The organism is Gordonia sp. VNK21 (assembly GCF_046098115.1).
Taxonomy (GTDB): domain Bacteria; phylum Actinomycetota; class Actinomycetes; order Mycobacteriales; family Mycobacteriaceae; genus Gordonia.
This window is the reverse complement of sequence record NZ_JBJURU010000002.1, coordinates 156488-178280: the sequence shown is the minus strand read 5'-3', so window position 1 is coordinate 178280 and position 21793 is coordinate 156488. Positions and strand designations below refer to the sequence as shown.

Annotated in this window: 21 protein-coding genes; 14 read left to right on the top strand and 7 right to left on the bottom strand. The window is 70.6% G+C overall.

Annotation, left to right across the window (positions count from 1 at the left end):
- The first annotated feature begins 33 nt into the window (after positions 1 to 33).
- The 5 genes from ACJMNC_RS03850 to ACJMNC_RS03830 all read left to right on the top strand — a co-directional run bounded on the left by ACJMNC_RS03850 (position 34) and on the right by ACJMNC_RS03830 (position 4768).
- A complete protein-coding gene (locus ACJMNC_RS03850; protein ID WP_408946623.1) occupies positions 34 to 846 on the top strand; it encodes an NUDIX hydrolase in 813 nt (270 codons plus the stop codon).
- A gap of 63 nt (positions 847 to 909) precedes the next feature.
- The gene (locus ACJMNC_RS03845; protein WP_408946622.1) at positions 910 to 1698 is read left to right on the top strand and encodes an enoyl-CoA hydratase/isomerase family protein; all 789 of its coding nucleotides are present in this window, start codon (positions 910 to 912) and stop codon (positions 1696 to 1698) included.
- A gap of 8 nt (positions 1699 to 1706) precedes the next feature.
- Positions 1707 to 2687: a class I SAM-dependent methyltransferase gene (locus ACJMNC_RS03840; RefSeq protein WP_408946621.1), complete on the top strand. Its 981-nt coding sequence runs from the start codon at positions 1707 to 1709 to the stop codon at positions 2685 to 2687.
- Positions 2688 to 2709: 22 nt separating this feature from the next.
- Positions 2710 to 3969, top strand: coding sequence for a THUMP-like domain-containing protein (locus ACJMNC_RS03835; RefSeq protein WP_408946620.1), 1260 nt, complete (start codon positions 2710 to 2712; stop codon positions 3967 to 3969).
- 211 nt (positions 3970 to 4180) lie between these two features.
- Positions 4181 to 4768, top strand: coding sequence for a hypothetical protein (locus tag ACJMNC_RS03830; RefSeq protein WP_408946619.1), 588 nt, complete (start codon positions 4181 to 4183; stop codon positions 4766 to 4768).
- A 20-nt stretch (positions 4769 to 4788) separates the two neighbouring features.
- Here the strand turns inward: ACJMNC_RS03830 and ACJMNC_RS03825 are convergent, their stop codons facing one another.
- From ACJMNC_RS03825 to ACJMNC_RS03815, 3 genes are all read right to left on the bottom strand, one after another.
- On the bottom strand, positions 4789 to 6243 hold the full coding sequence (locus tag ACJMNC_RS03825; RefSeq protein ID WP_408946618.1) for a DUF222 domain-containing protein: 1455 nt from the start codon (positions 6241 to 6243) through the stop codon (positions 4789 to 4791).
- 7 nt (positions 6244 to 6250) lie between these two features.
- Complete coding sequence (locus ACJMNC_RS03820) at positions 6251 to 6703, bottom strand: hypothetical protein (protein ID WP_408946617.1); 453 nt, start codon at positions 6701 to 6703, stop codon at positions 6251 to 6253.
- A gap of 275 nt (positions 6704 to 6978) precedes the next feature.
- On the bottom strand, positions 6979 to 8328 hold the full coding sequence (locus ACJMNC_RS03815) for a PQQ-binding-like beta-propeller repeat protein (protein ID WP_408946616.1): 1350 nt from the start codon (positions 8326 to 8328) through the stop codon (positions 6979 to 6981).
- A gap of 78 nt (positions 8329 to 8406) precedes the next feature.
- Here ACJMNC_RS03815 and ACJMNC_RS03810 point away from each other — a divergent pair, with 78 nt between their 5' ends.
- Positions 8407 to 9162, top strand: a complete 756-nt coding sequence (locus tag ACJMNC_RS03810) for an acyltransferase (RefSeq protein ID WP_408946615.1) — start codon at positions 8407 to 8409, stop codon at positions 9160 to 9162.
- Between the two features lie 14 nt (positions 9163 to 9176).
- Here ACJMNC_RS03810 and ACJMNC_RS03805 read toward each other — a convergent pair whose 3' ends face one another.
- Positions 9177 to 9755, bottom strand: coding sequence for a TetR family transcriptional regulator (locus ACJMNC_RS03805; RefSeq protein ID WP_408946614.1), 579 nt, complete (start codon positions 9753 to 9755; stop codon positions 9177 to 9179).
- 84 nt (positions 9756 to 9839) lie between these two features.
- Between ACJMNC_RS03805 and ACJMNC_RS03800 the strand changes: the two genes are divergently transcribed.
- Positions 9840 to 10799: an alpha/beta hydrolase gene (locus tag ACJMNC_RS03800; protein WP_408946613.1), complete on the top strand. Its 960-nt coding sequence runs from the start codon at positions 9840 to 9842 to the stop codon at positions 10797 to 10799.
- Positions 10800 to 10882: 83 nt separating this feature from the next.
- Here ACJMNC_RS03800 and ACJMNC_RS03795 read toward each other — a convergent pair whose 3' ends face one another.
- Genes ACJMNC_RS03795 through ACJMNC_RS03785 form a run of 3 tightly spaced genes read right to left on the bottom strand, consistent with a single transcriptional unit; the run spans position 10883 to position 14545 of the window.
- Positions 10883 to 12163 carry a glycosyltransferase family 4 protein gene (locus ACJMNC_RS03795; RefSeq protein ID WP_408946612.1) on the bottom strand — a complete coding sequence of 427 codons (1281 nt, stop codon included), beginning with the start codon at positions 12161 to 12163 and terminating at the stop codon, positions 10883 to 10885.
- Positions 12160 to 13704 carry a 1,4-alpha-glucan branching protein domain-containing protein gene (locus tag ACJMNC_RS03790; protein ID WP_408946611.1) on the bottom strand — a complete coding sequence of 515 codons (1545 nt, stop codon included), beginning with the start codon at positions 13702 to 13704 and terminating at the stop codon, positions 12160 to 12162. Before ACJMNC_RS03790 ends, ACJMNC_RS03795 begins: the two co-directional genes overlap by 4 nt.
- A gap of 10 nt (positions 13705 to 13714) precedes the next feature.
- Positions 13715 to 14545 (bottom strand): class I SAM-dependent methyltransferase, encoded by an 831-nt coding sequence (locus tag ACJMNC_RS03785; protein WP_408946610.1) that lies wholly within the window; start codon positions 14543 to 14545, stop codon positions 13715 to 13717.
- A gap of 161 nt (positions 14546 to 14706) precedes the next feature.
- Between ACJMNC_RS03785 and ACJMNC_RS03780 the strand changes: the two genes are divergently transcribed.
- From ACJMNC_RS03780 to ACJMNC_RS03750, 7 genes are all read left to right on the top strand, one after another.
- Positions 14707 to 15492 (top strand): electron transfer flavoprotein subunit beta/FixA family protein, encoded by a 786-nt coding sequence (locus ACJMNC_RS03780; RefSeq protein WP_408946609.1) that lies wholly within the window; start codon positions 14707 to 14709, stop codon positions 15490 to 15492.
- Between the two features lie 51 nt (positions 15493 to 15543).
- Entirely contained in the window at positions 15544 to 16500 is a 957-nt protein-coding gene (locus ACJMNC_RS03775; protein ID WP_408946608.1) for an electron transfer flavoprotein subunit alpha/FixB family protein, read from the top strand.
- Between the two features lie 129 nt (positions 16501 to 16629).
- Positions 16630 to 17808: a cysteine desulfurase family protein gene (locus tag ACJMNC_RS03770; protein WP_408946607.1), complete on the top strand. Its 1179-nt coding sequence runs from the start codon at positions 16630 to 16632 to the stop codon at positions 17806 to 17808.
- The gene (gene mnmA, locus ACJMNC_RS03765) at positions 17809 to 18918 is read left to right on the top strand and encodes a tRNA 2-thiouridine(34) synthase MnmA (RefSeq protein WP_408946606.1); all 1110 of its coding nucleotides are present in this window, start codon (positions 17809 to 17811) and stop codon (positions 18916 to 18918) included.
- Positions 18915 to 19919 (top strand): vitamin-B12 independent methionine synthase, encoded by a 1005-nt coding sequence (locus ACJMNC_RS03760; RefSeq protein ID WP_408946605.1) that lies wholly within the window; start codon positions 18915 to 18917, stop codon positions 19917 to 19919. Before mnmA ends, ACJMNC_RS03760 begins: the two co-directional genes overlap by 4 nt.
- 74 nt (positions 19920 to 19993) lie before the next feature.
- A complete protein-coding gene (locus ACJMNC_RS03755; RefSeq protein ID WP_408946604.1) occupies positions 19994 to 20959 on the top strand; it encodes a hypothetical protein in 966 nt (321 codons plus the stop codon).
- A gap of 44 nt (positions 20960 to 21003) precedes the next feature.
- A partial coding sequence (locus ACJMNC_RS03750; protein ID WP_408946603.1) for a DNA ligase LigA-related protein occupies positions 21004 to 21793 on the top strand: 790 nt, incomplete at its 3' end.

The following is a 21793-nucleotide window of genomic DNA, read 5'->3' as shown; positions in this document are numbered from 1 at the left end:
AGTGCTGGGACCAAGTGAAGTGAGGAAGATTCGATGAGTCAGAGTGTGCCGATCCGGGATGCGTCGACCGTGCTGCTGGTGCGTGACGGGCAGCAGGGGATCGAGGTCTTCCTGCAGCACCGGGTCCAGCAGATGGCCTTCGCCGGCGGCATGACCGTCTTCCCGGGCGGCGGGGTCGATCCCAGCGACCGCACCGCGCAGGTGGCGTGGGCCGGGCCGGAGCCGCGATGGTGGGCCGAGCGGCTCAGCGCCGACGAGGATGCCGCCCGCGCACTGGTGCTGGCCGCGGTCCGGGAGACCTTCGAGGAGTGCGGCGTGCTGCTGGCCGGCACCGCCGACGCCGTGCATCCGGATCCGTCGGAGTTCGCCGCCGAGCGGGCGGCGCTGGTGAACAAGGAGCTCACCTTCGGCGATTTCCTCACCCGGCGGGAGTTGGTGCTGCGCGCCGACCTGCTGGCCCCGTTCTCGCACTGGATCACCCCGGAGAACGAGAGCCGCCGCTACGACACCCGCTTCTTCGTCGCCGTCATGCCCGACGGGCAGGAGGCCGACGGGCAGACCACCGAGGCGTCCGGCACCGAATGGAACACCGCCGGGCAGGCCCTGGACAACTGGCGCAGCGGCCGCCGGTTCCTGCTGCCGCCCACCTGGTCGCAGCTGCGTGACATCGGCCGCTTCGCCACGGTGGCGCAGCTGCTGGCCGACGAGCGGGAGATCCGTCCGGTGATGCCGCGGGTCTCCGATCCGGCCGACGGCTCGGGTCTGGCGTCGCTGCGGTTCGACGACTCGGCCGAGTACCTGGCGGCGCTCGGCGACGGACGGCTCGATCGGCTCCGCAACGCCTGACCGTCGGAGCGCGATCGGGGGCGGGCCGACCGCCGGACCGTACGAACCGGTAACCTGCCCTCCATGGCCGAGTTCGTGACGCTGGAGACTTCCACTGAACATCCGGGGGTCGGCACCATCGTGCTGGCGCGCCCGCCGATGAACGCCCTCAACCGCCAGGTGCAGGACGAACTGCTCGCGGCCGCCGAGCAGGCGAGCGTCCGCGACGACATCAAGGCCGTCGTGGTCTACGGCGGCCCCAAGGTCTTCGCCGCCGGCGCCGACATCAAAGAGATGAACGACATGTCCTTCGCGGACATCTCCAAGATCGCGGGCCGGCTGCAGGCCGGGATCGGCGCGATCGCCTCGATCCCCAAGCCGACGGTGGCCGCGATCACCGGCTACGCCCTCGGCGGCGGCCTGGAGGTGGCGCTGGGTGCGGATCGGCGTATCGCCGGCGACAACGCCAAGCTGGGCGTCCCGGAGATCACCCTGGGCATCATTCCGGGCGGCGGCGGCACCCAGCGTCTGGCCCGGCTGATCGGCCCGGCGCGGGCCAAGGACCTGATCTTCACCGGCCGGCACGTCGGCGCGGAGGAGGCCCTGGAGATCGGGCTGGTCGACCAGGTCGTCGCCCCCGACGAGGTGTACAACGCCGCGGTGGCGTGGGCGTCGAAGTTCACCGCCGGAGCGTCGTCGGCGCTGGCCGCCGCCAAGACCGCCATCGACGCCGGCCTGGACACAGACCTGGACACGGGCCTGAAGATCGAGGCGCAGGTGTTCGCCGCCCTGTTCGCCACGCACGACCGAACCGTCGGCATGTCCTCGTTCATCGAGAACGGCCCCGGCAAGGCCGAATTCACCGGAAAGTAGGCACGACGATGACCGCGATCAACGATCCTCAGCACGAGGACCCCAAGCCCAACCCGCACGCCTCCGCCGAAGAGGTCGAGGCGGCGCTGAAAGACACCAAACTCGCGCAGGTCCTCTACCACGACTGGGAGGCCGAGACCTACGACGAGAAGTGGTCGATCTCGTTCGACGAGCGCTGCATCGACTATGCGCGCGGGCGGCTCGACAAGATCGTCCCGAACGCCGACCTGCCCTATGGGCGGGCTATGGAGCTCGGCTGCGGCACCGGCTTCTTCCTGCTGAACCTGATGCAGTCGGGGGTGGCGGAGAAGGGTTCGGTGACCGATCTGTCGCCGGGCATGGTCAAGGTGGCGCTGCGCAATGCGGAGGGCCTGGGTCTGGACGTGGACGGCCGGGTGGCCGACGCCGAGCACATCCCGTACGAGGACGACACCTTCGACCTGGTGGTGGGCCATGCGGTGCTGCACCACATCCCCGACGTCGAGCAGTCGCTGCGTGAGGTCCTGCGCGTGCTCAAGCCGGGTGGGCGTTTCGTCTTCGCCGGGGAGCCGTCCACGTACGGTGACTTCTATGCGCGCTGGATGAGCCGCTTCACCTGGTGGGCGACGACCAACGTGACCAAGTTCGGTCCGCTGCAGGAGTGGCGGCGTCCGCAGGAGGAGCTCGACGAGTCCTCCCGGGCGGCGGCGCTCGAGGCCGTCGTCGACATCCACACCTTCTCCCCGGAGGATCTGGAGAACCTGGCCTCGGCGGCCGGAGCGGTGCAGGTCGAGTCGGCGGCCGAGGAACTGGCCGCGGCCATGCTGGGCTGGCCGGTGCGGACCTTCGAGGCCGCGGTGCCGCCGGAGAAGCTCGGCTGGGGCTGGGCGCGGTTCGCGTTCGGCGGCTGGAAGCGGATGACCTGGCTCGACGAGAAGGTCCTGCGCAAGGTGGTTCCGCCGCAGTTCTTCTACAACGTGCTGATCACCGGGGTGAAGCCGGAGGCCTGAGGCGCCGGTTTCACACACTGCCGTGACCTATCGGCTGACCGGCGATGACGTCGCCTTTCTGCGCTCGCGTTACGGCGAGAAGGCACTGACCGTCACCGCCGACTACGCGCTGAGCGCCGACTCACTGCTCACCGATCTGACCGCTGTGCGGTCCCGCTATCCGGACCGGGCGGCGGCGCTGGTCGAGACGGTGCGCGCCCGGCGCCGGGCGGTCGCCAAGTTCGGCACCGCCGGAGCCATGCCGGCCGACGACGTGCTGGCCGACGAGGTGTCGGTGCAGCAGGCGACCGCGGCACCGGTGGCGGCGGCCCGGGCCGCCGATCTGGCGGCCCGGCATCCTGGTGCCCTGGTGCACGACGTGACCTGCTCGATCGGTGCGGAGACCGCGGCGCTGGCCGACGAGCCGGGGATCGGTGCGGTGATCGGCAGCGATCTGGATCCGGTGCGGCTGGCGATGGCCCAGCACAATCTGTCGCTGCGGGGGAGTGGCGGCCGGGTCCCGACGCTGCTGCGGGCCGATGCGCTCACTCCCACGTCGTCCGCCGATGTGGTGATCGCCGATCCCGGGCGGCGCACCGAGCGCGGCCGGGTGTTCGGGATCGAGCAGCTCGACCCGCCGCTGCTGGAACTGCTCGCCGTGTATGCGGGGCGGCCGCTGGTGGTCAAGTGCGCGCCGGGGCTCGACTATCACAATCTGCGCACCCGGTTCGGCTTCGAGGGGCAGGTGCAGATCGTCTCGCTCGACGGCGGGGTGCGCGAGGCCTGCCTGTGGACCGAGGCCGGTGATCTGCCGGGGCAGCGGGCCACAGTGCTGCGCACCGATCCCGACGGCGAGGTTCATCGCTACGAGGTGACCTCGGACGAGGCCGATGAGATCGACCGCGGCGGCGACGTCCGGCGTGATCGGGTCGGCGACTACCTGATCGATCCGGACGGCGCCGTGGTGCGCGCCGGCCTGGTGCGCCAGTACGGGCACCGGCACGGGCTCGAGCAGCTCGACCCGCACATCGCCTATCTGGCGGGGACGGCGGTGCCGCCCGGCGAGCGGGGTTTCCGCGTGCTCGAACAGCTGCCGGTCAAGGACCGGGCACTGCGAACGGCGCTCAGCGCCCGGAACTGCGGTCGGCTGGAGATCCTGGTCCGCGGTCTGGATGTGGATCCGGATCGTCTCCGCAAACGCCTCAAACTCTCCGGCGACGAGGCTTATGCGCTGATCCTCACCCGGATCGGCCGGACCGGGGTCGCCTTCCTCTGCGAGCCCGGAGTACGGGCCCCGTTGTAGCGGGGTTTCGTCGATCGGTGTTCGCCGGTGAGTTCGGATCGGCGGGATCTCTCCGGTCGTGTGCGGCGGCGGAATGACGTGACGGGGCTCGCGGAGCGGGTCGGGCGAGGCGTCGACCATTCGGACGATCCGGGATCGATTCCGGATCGGCGGGCAGGGGACCGGGCATAGCCTCGAAGAACCATCACGATCGGGTGGGGAGGCGGCTTCAGTGTTCCAGAACGACGTCGAGAGCCGGGTACGAATAGCCGGCCGCGGGTGGTCGCGCGTAGTTGTGCCGGTCCTCACGGTGCTGAGCGCAGCGGCGATGACCGCCTGCAGTGACAGCGGATCCCCCAGTGCACGGCCGAGTCGTGGCGGCGCCGACATCCGGGCGATCACACAGCAGCTCGTCACGGCATACAACGATCGTGACGAGGCAGCGCTGGAAGACATGCGCTGTGTCGGCGAGTATGCGCCGTTGCTCACGACGCATGCGACCGTCGACGATCATCTCGAGCAGGTGCCCGACGGATCCCGGCTCGGTGCGCTGACCTACACGGAAGCGGAATCGCAGCCGATCTCGGTGGTGGTGGACAACGTATCCGAGCAGGATGTCGACTCCATGCGCCCGGGGCAGATGGAACTGTTCACGGGCGGGGCCGTCGAGAGCATCCTGATCTCGGATGCGACGGCACCCGTCGAGGGCACGAGCGACGTCGCGCACATCCAGGTGACGGCCTACGGCCTGACGGATTCCCGATGGTGCGTCTCCTTCTTCGAGGGTGGTGTGAAGGGAGGCAACAACGGCTGGGACTGACCGCCGGCCCGCGGGGCGGGTCAGGGGTCGGTTGGTGGTGAGTGGGGACTGTGGGTGGTGCGGCGTCCGATGTGGTGCATGGGGTTGACGGTGTAGTCGTGTCTGGTGCCGGTGATGCGCCAGCCGACCCGGCCTTGATCGGGTCCGTCGGTGATGATGGTGGTTTCCCAGTGGCCGGGTGTGGTGCTGACGTGGCGGTTGTCGCCGCCGCAGGCGCCGCCGAGTTTGTTGATGTCGGTGGTGCCGCCGTCGGCGTAGTCGAGGTCGGCGTGGTGGGCTTCGCATTGGGCGAAGGGGCGGGTGCAGCCGGGTCTGGTGCAGCCGCGATCCCGGGCGAACATGGCGAGGCGTTGGGCTTTGTTGGCGAACCGTGACCGGCCGAGGTAGAGCACTTCTGCCGAGTGGTGGGCGAAGACGGCGAGGTGCCAGGTGGCGTCGGCGGCCATGTCGATCAGGTCGGGGACGGGGATGTGGGTGCCGGTGGCGGTGTACCCGGTCCCGGCCAACTCGGCCAGATCTTGGTGGTCGATGGTGACGACGAATTCGGCCGGCAACCGCGTGGGGTCGCCGAGCGCCCCATGCCCGAGCGCGAAGCGGCACAGGGCGACTAGGGCGTCGTGGTTCCGTTGCCCGGCTGAGCGTAGGTCGCGCCGGCGTGCGGCGTCGAGGAGTTCGGGGTCGAGGCCGTCGGTGTCGACCGGTCCGGTGGGGCTGTGGGGGTCGTCGGGATTGTTCATCCCGGGTGCGGCCCATTTGGTCAGGACCACTTCGAGGAGCCCGCGCAGGGCTGGGGTGATCGCGCCGCGGAGTGTGGTCATCAACTGATGGTCCTGCGGCGACAACGTGACGGACCGGCGGCGTTGGCGGTCGGTGTCGTCGGCGAGTTCGCCGTCGGGGTCGAGGAGGGAGAGCAGACGGTGCCCGACCATCCGCGTCTGTTCCGGGGTCAGGGTGACGGCGGCGGCGGTCAGGTCCCGTTCGGCGCGTGCGCGTTGGTCGACGTCGACCGCGTGCGGGATCTTCTGCATGGTTTTGAAGATTTCGGTGACGTGGTCGGCGCCGATCGTCCCGGCACTCAATGCTTCGGCGGCGGTCGGGCAGCGTGGTGGGAGTGGTTCGCCGGTCATGGACGTGAACTGCCCGACCGCTTCGGCCAGGAGACGACGGCGGCGGGCTTCGGCGGCGGACAGGTGCAAGATACCGACGAGGTAGCCGCCCAGGCTCGCTCCACCGGCCTGCTGATACGAGCCGCGGTCGCTCATCTCGACGAGGAGGGGTGCGTCGGCGGCGCTGATGAGGCGGCGGGCGCGTTCGCGGTCTTCGGTGAGGTCGGTGAGCTGGCGGTCGGTGCAGCCGGTGTAGTCGGCGCGGGTCAACCGGGCCTGCTTGGCGACCGCGGCGGTGATCAGGGCTTGGAGTGCGATCGGATCGTCGGGCAGCACCATCGTGCTGGTGTCGTCGATGCTGGTCGTCATCGCGTGCTCACCTCCCCCGAAGTGCTGTGCCCTGTCTTACTGGTTCAACGATGATGTGATGTGTTCTGTTCCCATATCGCCTAAATGTTCGAACTTCTTTTCTTGAGTTCAGAGTACGACTGACCTCCGACATCCTTACGGCGGTCGTGGTTCTTTGCGGCGGATGGTCGGAATTCCGCGCGCTGACCGGCCGAGAAGCACCAGAGCTGCAGGTGCAGGATGCTGGGGAGATGGTCGTCGGGCTCAGTCTGCCGGCCGGGAGTGCGTCGGTGGCGTCGATCAGGCGCCGCTCCCGTTCGAGGGCGAGGGTGGACTGGGCGAGTTCCTGGTCGGTGCAGCCGGTGTAGTCGGCGCGAGTGAACCGGGCCGGTGTCGCCGCGACAGCCGCAGCGAGGGCGTCGAGCGCTATCGGATCATCGGGCAGCACCAGCGTGCCGGTGTCGTCGATGCTGGTCGTCATACGTACCCCCCGAAGTGCCGGTATCGACTATCTCGTTGTGCGTCTCTCGTCGAGTCTTCGCCGGTGCAGATTCCCCTTCTCACCTGGCGAAACAGCTCGATCCGATGTCTTGAGTTCAGAGTACGACCGACCTCTGACATTGATAGACGCATCACCCCGGTGCTTCAGTTTGGGGCTTCGAGGCGGCGATACCGGCAGGGGAGCCGGCCTACTCCAGGACAGACCTCACCGACAGGGCAGTACCCACGGACACGGCAGATCCAGCGCCGACCTCGCTAACCGGAGAAGTAGTAGACCTGTCCGAGGTTGGTGGCCACGGCCACCGAACCCGACGCGGAGACGGCGACCCCGGTGGTGAATCCGACGGCGTCGGGCAGTGGCAGCGAGCGCTTGGTGGCGCCGTCCTTGGTCGACACCTCGGTGAGCACCAGGTGCTGATCGTCACCCTCGCGGAGCACGGTCCACGCGGTGCCGGCCGTGGTCTGCGCGGCCAGGCCCACCGTCTGCACATCGGTGCGGCGGGTCACCAGTTCGGCCTTGTCGCCGTCATCCTTGAGGATCGTCAGCGGGCCGCCCAGAGTGCTGGTCGGGATGATCAGCCCGTCCGGCGACACCGACAGCGTGGCGAAGCCGAAACCGCCGAGATCGTAGTGCCACTTGACCTCTCCGGAGTCCGCGGCGAGCGCGAACAGGGAGCCGGACCGGCTGAAGGCGTACACGGTCTGACCGTCGTGTGAGAGCGCCGGCGGACCCATCACCCCGCCGGGCAGTTCGGCCGACCAGTTGGCGCCGAGGGCGCCGCTCTCGGCGTTGCTGCCCACGCGGTAGCTCATCGCCTGCACCTGCGAGACCTTCGCGCCCTGCGGAACGAAGTTCAGGAAGAACCGGTGCCGCTGCGGGTCGACGGCCGGCGGTGCGGACACCGCGCAGGCGGGCCCGCCGCTCACGCAGTCGCCGAGACCGTTGAGCGGATCGGCCGGATCGACGTCGGGCCACAGCCGCAGCTCGGGCGCCTGGAAGTCGCCGGTCTGCGCGTTCAGCAACAGCACCTGGCCGCGCTGGGTGACGGTCAGAACGGTGCCCGGGGCGGCGAACTTGGCCGACACCGGCACCCCGACCACCGGCATCCGCCACCGGATGGCGCCGCCGCCGTTGAAGGAGAGGAAGGTGGTCTCCTCGCCGATGAACGGCTGACTGTACTGATCGAAGGCCAGTGCATTGAACTGCACGCCCTCGCGCATCGCCTTGCAGAAGTTCTTACGTCCGCTGTCGTGCGCGAAGACGAAGGTATTGCAGCCGTTCGGGGTCTTCGCGGTCACACCGACGTCGCCGCTGGCGTTGAGGGTCAGCGGCGCGGTGATCGGGCCGCCGGTGGGCCGGGTCCACGAGAGTTCGAGGCCGTCCGGGACCTGCGCATGGCTGAAGTTGGCGTTGCCCTCGTTGCCGCCGTACATCGGCCAGCCGGCCGCGGGCTGCGAACGCACGTCGGTGTGTCCGTCCGAGCAGGCGGCGACTAACAGCAGCACCACGGCGGTCAGGAGGGCCGGCAGAAGCGCCCTGCGGGGACGACCACCGGGGCGACGACGACCGGGGCGACGACCGGAGCCGGACTGGGCGTGCTGCATTCTGCGTCACTGGCCTTTCTTCAGGTTCGCGGAAGACTCTATCGTGCCCGGAAAATCGGTCGATTAGGGTTTGTCCCCATGACCACGATGTGGAACGCCTCGTATCGTTCGCGCTGGCGCGCCGGACTGCGCCGCCGGGATCCCGCGCAGGCCCGTTTTCTGACCCTGGACTCGCTGCGCTGGATCAAACGCAACCGGGCCTGGAGCCTCTGGTATCTGGTGCGTTACTACCGGCTGCTGCGCTTCCGGCTGGCCAATCCGCACATCGTGCTGCGCGGCATGGTCTTCCTCGGCAAGAACGTCGAGATCCACGCCACTCCGCAGCTCGCGCGCATGGAGATCGGCCGCTGGGTGCACATCGGCGACGGGAACTCGCTGCGCTGCCACGAGGGGAGCCTGCGGATCGGGGACAAGACGGTCTTCGGCTGCAACAACGTGGTCAACGCTTATCTCGACATCGAGATCGGCGGCTCCACCCTGGTCGCGGACTGGTGCTATATCTGCGACTTCGACCACGTCACCGAGCACATCGACATCCCGATCAAGGACCAGGGGATCGTCAAGAGCCCGGTGCGCATCGGCGCCGACACCTGGGTGGCCGCCAAGGTGACCGTGCTGCGCGGCACGATCGTCGGTCGCGGCAGCGTGCTCGGCGCGCATTCGGTGGTGCGCGGAGTGCTGCCGGACTACGCGATCGCCGTCGGCGCGCCGGCCCGGCAGGTGAAGAACCGCAAGGAGGCCTGGGAGCTCGGCGCCGCGGCGCGGGCCGAACACGAGCGGGCCCTGGCCGACATCGAACGCAAGAAGACCCGCGCGGCCGGCGACGCCGGCTGAACCGGCGGCGAGGGTCAACGGATGTCGACCCGCGCCATCAGTGCGTCGATCTCCCCGGCCAGCTCCTGCGGCCGGGACTGCAGGGTGGCCGCCATCGCCGTCATCAGGCAGAGGCCCGCGCTGCTGGCGATCAGATAGGGCACGGCCGCGTGATCGGCCGCATCGTCGCGGTGCGCGAGGATCCCGGCGCACGAGCGCACGATGTCTTGCATCTTCACCAGATAGGCCCCCCGCAGCGAGGGATGCTCGGCCACGATCGCGTCGAGCCGCAGGGAGGTGGCGCGCCGGGACGGATCGGCGTAATGCTCGACGACGACGTCGAAGCTGCGCCGCATGGCGGTCCATGCCGGCTCGGCGGCCGGCCGGGCCCGCAGCGCCTCGACGACGTCGCGTCCGATCAGCTCCCACTTGGACATGATCAGCTCGTCCTTGGAGGCGAAGTACCGGAAGAAGGTGCGGCGCGACATGCCCGCGGCCTCGGCGAGCTGATCCACCGTGACCGCGTCATAGCCGTGCTCGGCGAACAGTTCGAGCCCGGTCGCTGTCGCCTCCCGCTGTACCGCCAGCCGCTTCTGATCCCGCAACGTCGTCACGGGTCCGATCCTAGCAGTGTTGACACCAAGTGCCATGGCGGGCACTGTGTGTCACAAGCACTGCACTCGACCCAAGGAGCCGGCATGACCGAGCGTCGCTACTACCGGGACCAGAACGCCTGGCGCCAACTGCAGGAGTTCCTGCCGCCACGACTGCGGCTGACCGATGAGACCGCACCCGAGGAGGACTTCTGGGACTGGAACGGTCACACCGTCCACCTGGATCGATACCGCAAGCCGGAGGCGACGGCGCGCGTGGTGCTGCTGCACGGCGTCGGGACCAACGGCCGGCAGATGTCGCTGATCCTCGGCGCCCCACTGGCCGCGCTCGGCGTGGAGACCGTGGCCGTGGACAACCTCGGCTACGGGATGACGGCGGTCGCCGCCGGCACCAACCCCACCTACGCGGACTGGGTGCGGCTGATCGTCGACTTCCTCGCCGCCGAGAACGCCCGCGACCCCAAGCCGACCGTGCTCTACGGCCTCAGCGCCGGCGGCATGCTCGCCTACCACGCGGCCGCCGCCTCACCGCGGGACGCGGTGCGCGGCATCGTCGGCATGACCTTCCTGGACCAGCGCGACCGCCAGGTGCGCGACGAGACCGCGCACGACCGCTTCGCCTCCCGGGTGGGCGTCCCGCTCATGGGCCTGGTCGCCGGTACACCGCTGGGCAGGCTGCGCTACTCGATGCGCCTCGCCTCGAAGATGTCGGCGCTGGCCAACGACGACGACGCCCTGCGCGTCTTCTACCGCGACCGCACCTCGGCCGGGAACTCCATGTCGCTGGCCTTCCTCGACAGCTACATGACCTATCCGCCGGCGATCGAGCCGGCCGATTTCGACCGGTGCCCGGTACTGCTCACCCAGCCGGAGCGGGACCGCTGGACGCCGCGGCACCTGAGCAACCCGGTGCTCTCGAAGATCCACTGGGTACCCGTCTCCGAGACGGTTCTGCAGAACGCCGGGCACTATCCGCTCGAAGACCCCGGACTGGCGCAGCTGGTCGATCGGGTCGCGGCCTTCGTAACCGAGGTGACCGCCTGATCGCCCGGTCGCGGACCGTCGATCGCGCCGGAGCCGGACCGCACGCCGGGCAGGCCTGAGCGCCGGGCGGACTGGAGCGCCGGTCAGGCCTGGACGTCGGCCACCGGATTGGCCGGATCGCGATGCGGCAGCGGCCGCAGCGGGATCTCCGGCCGGGCCAGCGGCCGGTGCGGACGCCGGACCGAGGCGGCGTAGACGGCGGCGGTCCGCTCGGCGACCGCCTGCCAGGTGAACTCCTCGGTGAGCAGGGCCCGTGCCCGGCGGGCGCGGGCGGCCGCGGCGGCCGGATCGTCGAGCGTGGCGATCACCGCCGCCGCCAGGTCGGGCGCCTGCGCCGGGGGGAAGGTCAGTCCGGTGGTCCCGTCGTGCACGGCCTCGCCGAGGCCGCCGGCCGTCGAGGTGACCAACGGGATCCCCGAGGCGGCCGCCTCCAGCGCGATGATGCCGAAGGGCTCGTAGCGGCTCGGGAGCACGATCGCCTCGCAGCGGCGCATCAGCCGCACCAGAGCGTCGTGATCCTGATTGCCGAGGAAGGTGACCGCATCGGCCACCCGGTGGTTGACGGCCAGCCCGGCCAGCCACTCGCGCTGGGTGCCCTCACCGGCGACGGTCAGGGTAGTGCCCGGATGCCGCCGCCGGATGAGCGGCAGCGCGGCGATCAGATCCTGCACGCCCTTCTCGTACTCCAGGCGCCCGGCGAAGAGCAGTTCGGCAGGCCCCACGGCCCGGCGCCGTTCGGCGAACTCCCACGCCGTCAGATCGATGCCGTTGTGGATGACGGTGACGTCGGTGTCCGGGCCGGGGGAGAAGAGCTCGATCACCTCGTCGCGCATCGACGACGAACAGGTGATCAGGGTGTCCGCTTCGTTGGCCAGCCACCACTCCACCGAATGCACCTGCCGATTGATGTGCCCGGCCACCCAGCCGCTGTGCCGGCCCGCCTCGGTGGCGTGCAGGGTGGCCACCAGCGGCACGTCGAAGAACTCGGCCAGCGCGATCGCCGGATGCGCCACCAGCCAGTCGTGGGCGTGCACCACATCGGGTCGCCAATCGCGCAGATGCGCCAGCCCCGCCCGCAGGAAGCTGTGGCCCATCGCCAGCGTCCAGGCCATCATGTCCACCCCGAAGTCGAACTCCGGGGGATCCTCGGCGACGGCGATCACCCGCACCCCCTCCACCACGGTGTCGGTGGTCGGATGGGTGCTCGGGTCGGTGCCGGACGGGCGCCGGCTCAGCACCGTCACCTCGTGGCCGAGGCCGGTGAGGGCCTCGGCCAGATTGTGGACGTGCCGGCCCAGCCCGCCGACGACCACCGGCGGATACTCCCAGGAGACCAGCAGGATGCGCCGGCGCACGCCGCTCATCGCCGCCCCCCGTCGCCGCCGTGCCGGTCCGGCAGCCGCCGGGCGTCGAGCGCGCCGAACAGGTTGTCGGCGCGGCGCCAGCCGGCGGCCAGCTCACCCGCCCGGTTGTCTCTGCCGGCGTCGGCCGCCGCGCAGATCTCCCGGGTGGCGTGCGCGTGCTTGTAGGCGCGGTCCTGGGCGTAGCCGGCCGCGGTGTCCTTGGACACCATGAACGGCCAGTCGGACTGCACCGTCAGCAGCGTCTCCCGCAGGATCTGATCGGCCACCGGGTCGCGATGGCCGGGGTCGCGGTGTTCGCCGCGCTTGTCCAGGCTGTCGAGCGCGGTGGCGGTCACCTCGCTGTTCAGCTGCACCAGATGTTCCACCTGCGGCCCCTCCCAGACCCGCCAGTCCTTACCCGAACCCCACGACGAATCACCGAGCTCCACCGGCTCGCCCACATAGCCGCCGGCCCGCGCGGAGGCCAGGGTGCCGACGCTGACACCGGCCTGAGGCAGGGTGCGCAGCACCTTCTCCAGCCACGCCGGGCCCTCATGCCACCAGTGCCCGAAGAGCTCGGTGTCGAAGCCGGCCACCACCAGGGCCGGACGGCCGATCCGCTCGGATTCGGCGATCAGCCGCTCGCGCACACAGGCGACGAAGTCGTCGACGTGCTTGTCGACGACCGCGGCCGTGGCCTCCGGAAGGTACGGCTTCTTGGCCTCACCGGGCACGTTCTTGCCGGTCACCCGCACCGGTTTGAAGCCCGTCCGGTGGTCGTAGGTGTGGAAGTCGCGGTAGGCGGCGTGACCGGGATAGCCGGACTTGGGCGACCACACCCGGTAGCTGACCGTCAGATCCCGGCCGAAGGCCACCACATCGCTGCCGGCCACCGGCCGGCCGAGCGCGGTGTCGCCGCGCAGGGTGGGGCCGTCGACCATGAAGTGGCCCACGCCGGCCGCCGCGTACTCGGCCTCCATACCCGGGGTGTAGGCGCACTCCGGCGCCCAGATCCCAGTGGGCCGGTGGCCCCAGCGCAGCGCCGCGTCGGCCAGCCCCTCACGCAGCGACAGGCGGCGCAGCCGCGGGTCGAGCAGCGGCTGGAACGGGTGGGCCAGCGGGCCGCCGAGCAGTTCGAACACCCCGGAGTCGAGCAGGCCGCGGATCTGGCTGCTGCCGCCGTGCCGCCAGTGCGTCTCGAAGTCCTCCAGGGCCGCCTTGGCGGCGCGGAACTCCCGGTGGCCCAGGGCGATCCGGTCGCGATCGTCGTCCATGGCCGCCTCGACCGCCCGCAGCTGCCAGTCGGCGAGCCACTCGTACATCGACGCCGCGCAGTGCGGGTCGTCGAGCTGGGCGGCCAGCACCGGGGTGATGCCCAGCGAGAGCTGATCGGTGTAGCCGTCGGCGGCCAGCCGTCGCAGCATGGCGTACAGCGGCTGATAGCTGTGCGCCCACGACTGATACAGCCATTCCTCGCCCACCGGCCAGCGGCCGTGATTGGCCAGCCACGGCAGATGCGAGTGCAGGACCAGGGTGAACTGTCCGGGGACCGCGCTGCTCATCGGGCGCCCGTCACGCCTCGCCCGGGGCGGTGGCCAGCGCCAGCAGATCCAGGCTGTCGTCGATGTTCCGGTCGGCGGCGTCGACGATCTCGAAGTCGGCGGCGCTGATCCCGGCCACGTCGGCCACCAGCTCGTCGGGCCAGGGCTGCCCGGCCAGTGCGCGCTCGATCTGCGCGTCGATCAGCGAGCCGCCCCACTTGGCGTCCAGTTCGGCCAGCCGCGGGCCGTGGAAGACGCCGAGCACGGCGGTCACGGTGAATCCGGCGCCGGTGAGCAGCTCGGTGAGCTCGGCGGCGTCGAGCTCGCGGGTGTGGAAGGGGTTGAGCGGGGTGTCCCGGCCGGGGGAGAAGGTGATGCGGTTGGGGGTGCTCATCGCCAGCAGCCCCGCCGGGGTCAGCACCCGTCGACATTCCGCAGCGAAGGCAGGCTGATCCCAGAGGTGTTCGATCACCTGAAAGTTCACCACCGCGTCGACGGCGCCGTCGGCCTGCGGCAGATCGATGAGATTGCCTTGCGTCACAGTCACTTCCGGATACCGGCGCCGGGTGTGCGCCACCGCCTGCTCGTCGTAGTCGACGCAGTCGACCGACGCGGCGGTCCGGGCGATCATCGCCGCTCCGTAACCCTCGCCGGAGCCGGCCTCGAGAACACGCAGCCCGGCGCAGCGCGGGGCGATGAACTCGTAGGCGATCTCGTGCCGGCGGAACCAGTAGTTCTCGGCGGGGATGCCCGGCACGGTGCGCTCGCCCGTCAGGGCGAGCGTCACGTCGATCGGCACCTGTGCCGGATCGGTCGCGGCGGGGACGGCGGTGTGGTCGGTGGCGCCCGTCGGATCGGTCATTGGACCGAGACTAGTCGCCGCCGAATCTGTGACACAGGTCAAGGCAGGTTAGTTGCCGCCCGCCTTACGCCGGTGGTGTCTGGGCAGCTAGAGTAACTATGACCCATGGCCTTACCGGCCGGTAAGTTGCCGAACCCGATGCAGGAGGTCGACGTAGACCCATGACGAACGTTGTTGTTCTGATCAAGCACGTGCCCGACTACGCCGCCGAGTGGGAACTCTCGGCCGACGATTACACGCTGGACCGTGCGGCCGTTGACGGCCTGATCGACGAGATCAATGAGCGCGCCGTCGAGGAGGCGCTGCAGATCAAGGAAGCCACCGGCGGCGAGGTGACCATCCTCTGTGCCGGCCCGGACAAGGCCACCGACGCCATCCGCAAGGCGCTGTCGATGGGCGCCGACAAGGCGATCCACATCAACGACCCCGCCATGCACGGCTCCGACGCCATCCAGACCGCTTACGCGCTGGCCACCGCCCTCGGCACCGTCGAGGGCGTCGAGCTGGTCATCGCCGGCAACGAGGCCACCGACGGCCGGGCCGGTGCCGTTCCGGCCATGATCGCCGAGTACCTGGAGCTGCCGCACCTGACCCACCTGCGCAAGCTGGAGGTCGACGGCGAGACCCTGCGCGGCGAGCGCGAGACCGACGAGGGCATCTACAACGTGGAGGCCACCCTGCCGGCCATCGTCTCGGTGAACGAGAAGATCAACGAGCCGCGCTTCCCGTCCTTCAAGGGCATCATGGCCGCCAAGAAGAAGACCCCCGAGGTCCTCACCATGGCCGAACTGGGCATCGAGGACGGCACCGTGGGCCTGGAGAACGCTGCCAGCCAGGTCACCGGGGTCACCCCGAAGCCGCCGCGTGCCGCGGGCGAGCGGGTCACCGACGAGGGTGACGGCGGTGTGAAGGTCGCCGAGTACCTGTCCGGTCAGAAGATCATCTGATCCCACCCGTACACACACCCGCGAGAAGCAAAGACATTCAGGAGAGAGAACATGGCTGAAGTACTCGTGCTCGTCGAGCAGGATGCCGAGGGTGGGCTGAAGAAGGTCACCAACGAACTGATCACCGCCGCCCGTGCGCTGGGCACCCCGGCCGCCGTCGTGGTGGGCAAGCCCGGTGGCGCCGACGCGATCGCGTCCGACCTGGCCGCGGCCGGCGCCGAGAAGATCTACGTCGCCGAATCCGACGACGCCACCGGCTACCTGGTGAGCCCCAAGGTGGACGTCCTCGCCTCGCTCGCCGAGGAGAACGGCGCCGCCGGCGTGCTGGTGGCCGCCAACGCCGAGGGCAAAGAGGTCGCCGGCCGGGTGGCCGTGCGGCTGGGCTCGGGTCTGCTGACCGACGTCATCGAGGTCAAGGAGGGCGGCGCGGCCGTCATGTCCATCCGCGGTGGCGCCTACACCGTGGACGTGCAGGCCGGCGGCGACGCCCCGGTCATCTCGGTCCGCCCGGGTGCCGTCGAGGCGGCCCCGGCCGCCGGCGCCGGTGAGCGCGTCGAGGTAGCGGTGCCCGAGCAGGCCGAGAACGCCGTCAAGGTGACCGGCTTCGCGCCGAACGTGGGCGGCGACCGTCCCGAGCTCACCGAGGCGTCGATCGTCGTCTCCGGTGGCCGCGGTGTGGGCAGTGCCGAGAAGTTCTCGGTGGTCGAGGAACTCGCCGATTCGCTCGGCGCCGCCGTGGGCGCCTCGCGTGCCGCGGTCGACTCCGGCTACTACCCGGGCCAGTTCCAGGTGGGCCAGACCGGCAAGACCGTGTCGCCGCAGCTGTACATCGCGCTGGGCATCTCCGGCGCCATCCAGCACCGTGCCGGCATGCAGACCTCGAAGACCATCGTGGCCGTCAACAAGGACGAAGAGGCCCCGATCTTCGAGATCAGCGACTTCGGTGTGGTCGGCGACCTGTTCGACGTCGCCCCGCAGCTGACCGAAGAGATCAAGAAGCGCAAGTAACCGTTCTGGCGGACGGTTCCCGGCCGCGCCCCCGCAGTCCCCGGTGGACTGCGGGGGCGCCGTCGTCGGCACCACCGCCGATCCGCATTGGTATCGGGGGCCGGGCCGCGGCTATCCTGGACGACGATCATGTCTGTCTACCTCGACAACGCCGCCTCCACCGCACTGGTCCCGCAGGCCAGGGCGGCCGTGACCGATGCCTGGCGGCTGCCCGGCAACCCGATGTCGCTGCACGGCGCCGGCCGGCAGGCGCGCCGCCTCCTCGAGGAGTCCCGCGAGACCATCGCACGCTGCGTGGGCGCCCGGCCGTCCGAGGTGATCTTCACCTCAGGCGGCACCGAGGCCGACAACCTGGCCGTCAAAGGCATCTACCGGGCCCGGCGCGCCGCCGACGACCGGTGCCGCCGGATCGTGATCTCGGCCGTCGAACACCACGCCGTACTCGACCCCGCCCAGTACCTGGCCGACCGGGAGGGGGCCGAACTCGTGCTGCTGCCGGTGGACGCGGCCGGCCGGGTGAGTGTCGAGGCGCTGCGCCACGAACTGAGCGAGCACGCCGGCGAGGTGGCTGTGGTCTCGGTGATGTGGGCCAACAACGAAGTGGGCACGGTGCAGCCGATCGCCGAGATCGCCGCCCTCGGCGCCGACTACGGGGTGCCGGTGCACAGCGATGCCATCTCCGCGGTCGGCCATCTGCCCGTCGATTTCGCGGCCTCCGGACTGAGCGCCCTGAGCCTGGCCGCCCACAAGTTCGGCGGCCCGACCGGTGCCGGGGCGCTGCTGCTGGGCCGCGACGTGAGCGTCGCACCGCTGCTGCACGGCGGCGGCCACGAGCGCGACGTCCGCTCGGGCACGCAGGACGTGGCGGGTGCGGCCGGGATGGCGGCCGCCCTCGACCACGCGGTGCGCAGCATCGACCAGCACACCGCCCACCTGCTCGGCCTGCGTGAGCGGCTGCTGCGCGGACTCGGCGAGCTGGGCGGGATCACCGTGAACTCGCAGCCGGACGGGCTGCCGGGCATCGTGCACGCCACCTTCGACCACTGCGAGGGCGATGCGCTGCTGATGCTCCTCGACGCCAGGGGCGTCGAATGCTCCACCGGCTCGGCCTGCACCGCCGGCGTCGCCTCGGCCAGCCACGTCCTGTTGGCGATGGGCCTGGACCGGGCCGCGGCCCGCGGCTCGCTGCGCTTCTCGATGGGCCCGGACAACACCGACGCCGACATCGAGTACCTGCTCTCGGTGCTCGACGAGGTGCTCGACCGCGCCCGGGCCGCCGGCATGTCGTCACGGGCGGCGGTGCTGTAGATGCGGGTACTGGTGGCGATGAGCGGGGGCGTGGACTCCTCGGTGGCCGCGGCGCGGGCGGTGGACGCCGGACACGACGTGGTCGGCGTGCACCTGGCCCTCTCGACCGCGCCCGGTGCCCTGCGCACCGGCTCGCGCGGCTGCTGCTCGCGGGAAGACGCCGACGACGCCCGCCGGGTGGCCGACGTGCTGGGCATCCCGTTCTACGTGTGGGATTTCGCGGACCGGTTCAAAGAGGACGTCATCGACGAATTCGTCGCGGCCTACGCGGCCGGTGAAACGCCCAACCCGTGCCTGTCGTGCAACGAGAAGATCAAGTTCGCGGCGCTCGCCGAACGCGCCGTCGCCCTCGGCTTCGATGCGCTGGCCACCGGCCACTACGCACGGCTGTCCGACGGGCAGCTGCGGCGCGCGGTGGACGCCGACAAGGACCAGTCCTATGTGCTGGCCGTCCTCGACCACGCGCAGCTGGGCCGGGCGATGTTCCCGGTGGGCGACACCGCCAAGCCGCAGATCCGCGACGAGGCCGCCGCACGCGGTCTGCTGGTGGCCGACAAGCCCGACTCTCACGACATCTGCTTCATCCCGACCGGCAACACCCAGGCCTTCCTCGGCGAACGCATCGGGGTGCGGCCGGGTGCCGTGGTGGACGCGGCGACCGGTGAGCAGCTCGCCGAACACGACGGTGTGCACGGCTTCACCATCGGTCAGCGCAAGGGGCTGGGCATCGCCGGACCCGGCGCCGACGGCGCACCGCGCTATGTGACCTCCATCGACCCGGACACCGCGACGGTCACCGTGGGCGCGGCGGCCGACCTGGACATCGCCCAGATCGTGGCCACCCGCGCCGTCTGGTCGTCCGGCGAGATCCCGGACGGCCCGGTGGACTGCCAGGTGCAGGTCCGCGCACACGGAGGGCTGGCCCCGGCCGTCGCCACCCCGATCGTGGTCGACGGCGTCGACGGCATCCGCATCGATCTGCTCCGGCCGCTGCGCGGGGTGGCCCGCGGACAGGCCGCGGTGCTGTACCTGCCCGACGGCGACCGCGGCGACCTGGTGCTGGGCTCGGGCCGCATCGCCGAGACCCGGGCGACCGCCCCGGTCGCGTGAGCACCGCCGTCCCGGCCGGTGTCGCCACCGGAATCGGGTCGATGCCGGGCACCGATCCGCAGGAGGCGGCCCGCATCGCCGTCGGCGAGACGGCGTTGCCGTTCCTGCCGGAGCTCCCGGCCCGCGGCCCGGGCGCGGACCTGGTGGGACGCACCGCAGCCCTGCTGATCGACGTCCCGATGGACTACGTGCACCGCACCTACCGGCTGTGCACTGCCCCCGGCTCGCTGATGCGCACTGCCCGGGACCATCTGCGCTGGGACCTCGACGCCCTCGAAGAGCAGTGGGAACGGGCGGGCAGCGGTGCGCCCGCGCTCAAGGTGCAGGCCTGCGGGCCGTTCACGCTGGCCGCCGAGGTGGAGCTGCGCGGCGGTCACCGCATCGCCCGCGATCGCGGGGCGGTGGCCGACGTCGCCGCCTCGCTGGCGGCGGGGCTGGCCGAGCACGCCGAGCAGCTCGAGCGCCGGCTCGGCACGACGGTGCTGGTGCAGCTGGACGAGCCGTCGATCGGGGCGGTGCTCGACGGGACCGTCACCCCGCTCACCCGGATGGATCCGATCCGGCCGATCCCGGCGGCCGAGGCGGCGCAGACCCTGCAGTCGATGGCGGCGACCATCGGCCGGCCGATGTTGCTGCACAGTTGCGCGCCGCCGCGCTGGGAGCTGCTCGAGCTGCTCGACGGCTTCACGTTGTCCCTGGACATGAGCACGATCGGGGAACCCGACTTCGACGCGCTCGGCGGCTACCTCGACGGCGGCGGGATGCTGGCCGCCGGGATCGTCCCGGCGTGCGACACGGCGCGCCCGCTCGATCCCGAGCAGCCGGCGCTGGCGCTGGCCCGGCTGATCGACCGGATCGGCCTGCCGCGCCGGGTGCTCGCCGAGAACCTGCTGGTCACACCCGCGTGCGGGCTGGCCGGCGTCGGCCCCACCGGAGCGGCCGCCGCATTGCGTACGGCCTCGGGTGCGGCCCGGCTGCTCGGCGACCTGTCGACCGACTGACCCCGATACCGCGGAATCGCCGTCGCAGGGGCAGAATCGTCACGCAGCACCACCGAGGGAGAGGTCCGCGCACCATGAACCAGAACGCAGCAGGATCCGGCGAGCCCGACGAGGTGCCGGACAGCGGTGCGGGGGACAGCAGCCCGACGGACAGCAGCGCGACGGACAGCAGCGCCTACGAGCCGACGCAGATCGCGCCGGTCTCCGATCCGCGTGCACAGCAGCCCGCACCCGATTCGTCGGCCACCCGCGAGATTCCGGGTGCGCAGGGAGCCGCCGACCCGAATCCGTACGGTGCTCACAATCCGTACGCGGGCCAGAACCCCTACGGCGCCCAGTATCCGTATCCGGCCCAGAATCCGTACGGCGCCCAGAACCCCTATCCGGCCCAGAACCCCTATCCGGCCAATAATCCCTATCCGGCCCAGAATCCCTACAGCCCGCAGCAGCCGTATGCGGCTCAGCCTCAGCACGGGGCGCCGGGCCCGCACGGCGGTGCCCAGTACGGGACGGGCGGGCGCGGCGGCGGCTCCGGTACGGCGGTCGCGGTGCTCATCGGCCTGGCGGTGATCGTCGCCGTCGTCGTGGCGCTCGTCCTCACCCTCGGCTCCGATGACGACGACTCATCGTCGACGACGGCGACGCATTCCTCGCCGGCGACCCTCGTCAGCCCGTCCACCGAGGAACCCACCTGGACCACCAGCACCCCGACCACCACCGACTACACCGGCTCCGGCTGGATCGGGACCTTCGTCGGGACGGTACCGGCCGCGGGCGGCGACGCGGCCGGCGACACCCACACCTACATCTTCACCGACGACGATCCGATCGACGGCCGGATGATCATCACCGGGGCGATCGGCGGCTCCTGCGAGTACTCGCTCAGCCAGAACAGCAGAACCGATGCGACCACCGCCTCGCTGCATCTGACCCTGATCAACGGGGACGGCTGCCGTAGCACCGACGCTGAAGCCACTCTGACCGGCGACACCATCACCCTGCCGTTCCAGGGCTACACCCTCATCCTGGAGCGGCGGTGATCTCGCAGACGCAGGCCGTCGGCGCGGTGGCATAGGATTTTTCCGTGACCTCACCACAGCAGCAATGGTCTGAACTGGCCGACGAGATCCGCGAGCACCAGTTCCGGTACTACGTCAACGATGCGCCGGTGATCAGCGACGCCGAGTTCGACCGGCTGCTGCGCCGGCTGCAGGACCTCGAGGAGGCGCACCCGGAGCTGGCGGCGGCCGATTCGCCGACCAAACTGGTCGGCGGCGGCTTCTCCACCGCGTTCACCCCGGTCGACCACCTCGAGCGGATGCTCTCCCTGGACAATGTCTTCGATTCCGGCGAGCTCGCCGACTGGGTCGCCAAGACCGAGGGCGAGGCGGGGGCGGGCATCGAGTTCCTGTGCGAGCTGAAGATCGACGGCGTCGCGCTGTCGCTGGTGTACGAGAACGGCAGGCTGGTGCGCGGGGTGACCCGCGGCGACGGCCGCACCGGTGAGGACGTCACCCTCAACGCCCGCACCATCGACGGCGTCCCGCACCAGCTGACCGGCACCGCCGAGCGGCCGGTCCCGGCGCTGCTGGAGGTCCGCGGCGAGGTCTTCTTCCGGATCGAGGACTTCGAGAACCTGAACGCCTCGCTGGTCGAGGCGGGCAAGCCGCCGTTCGCCAATCCGCGCAACTCGGCGGCGGGGTCGCTGCGGCAGAAGGATCCGCGGGTCACCGCCGGCCGGCATCTGCGGATGATCTGTCACGGGGTGGGCCGCACCGAGGGCTGGCGTCCGGACTCGCTGCACGAGGCCTACCTGGCGCTCGGCGACTGGGGGCTGCCGGGGCACTGTCTAGTAGGCGTCTACGGCCGGCCGC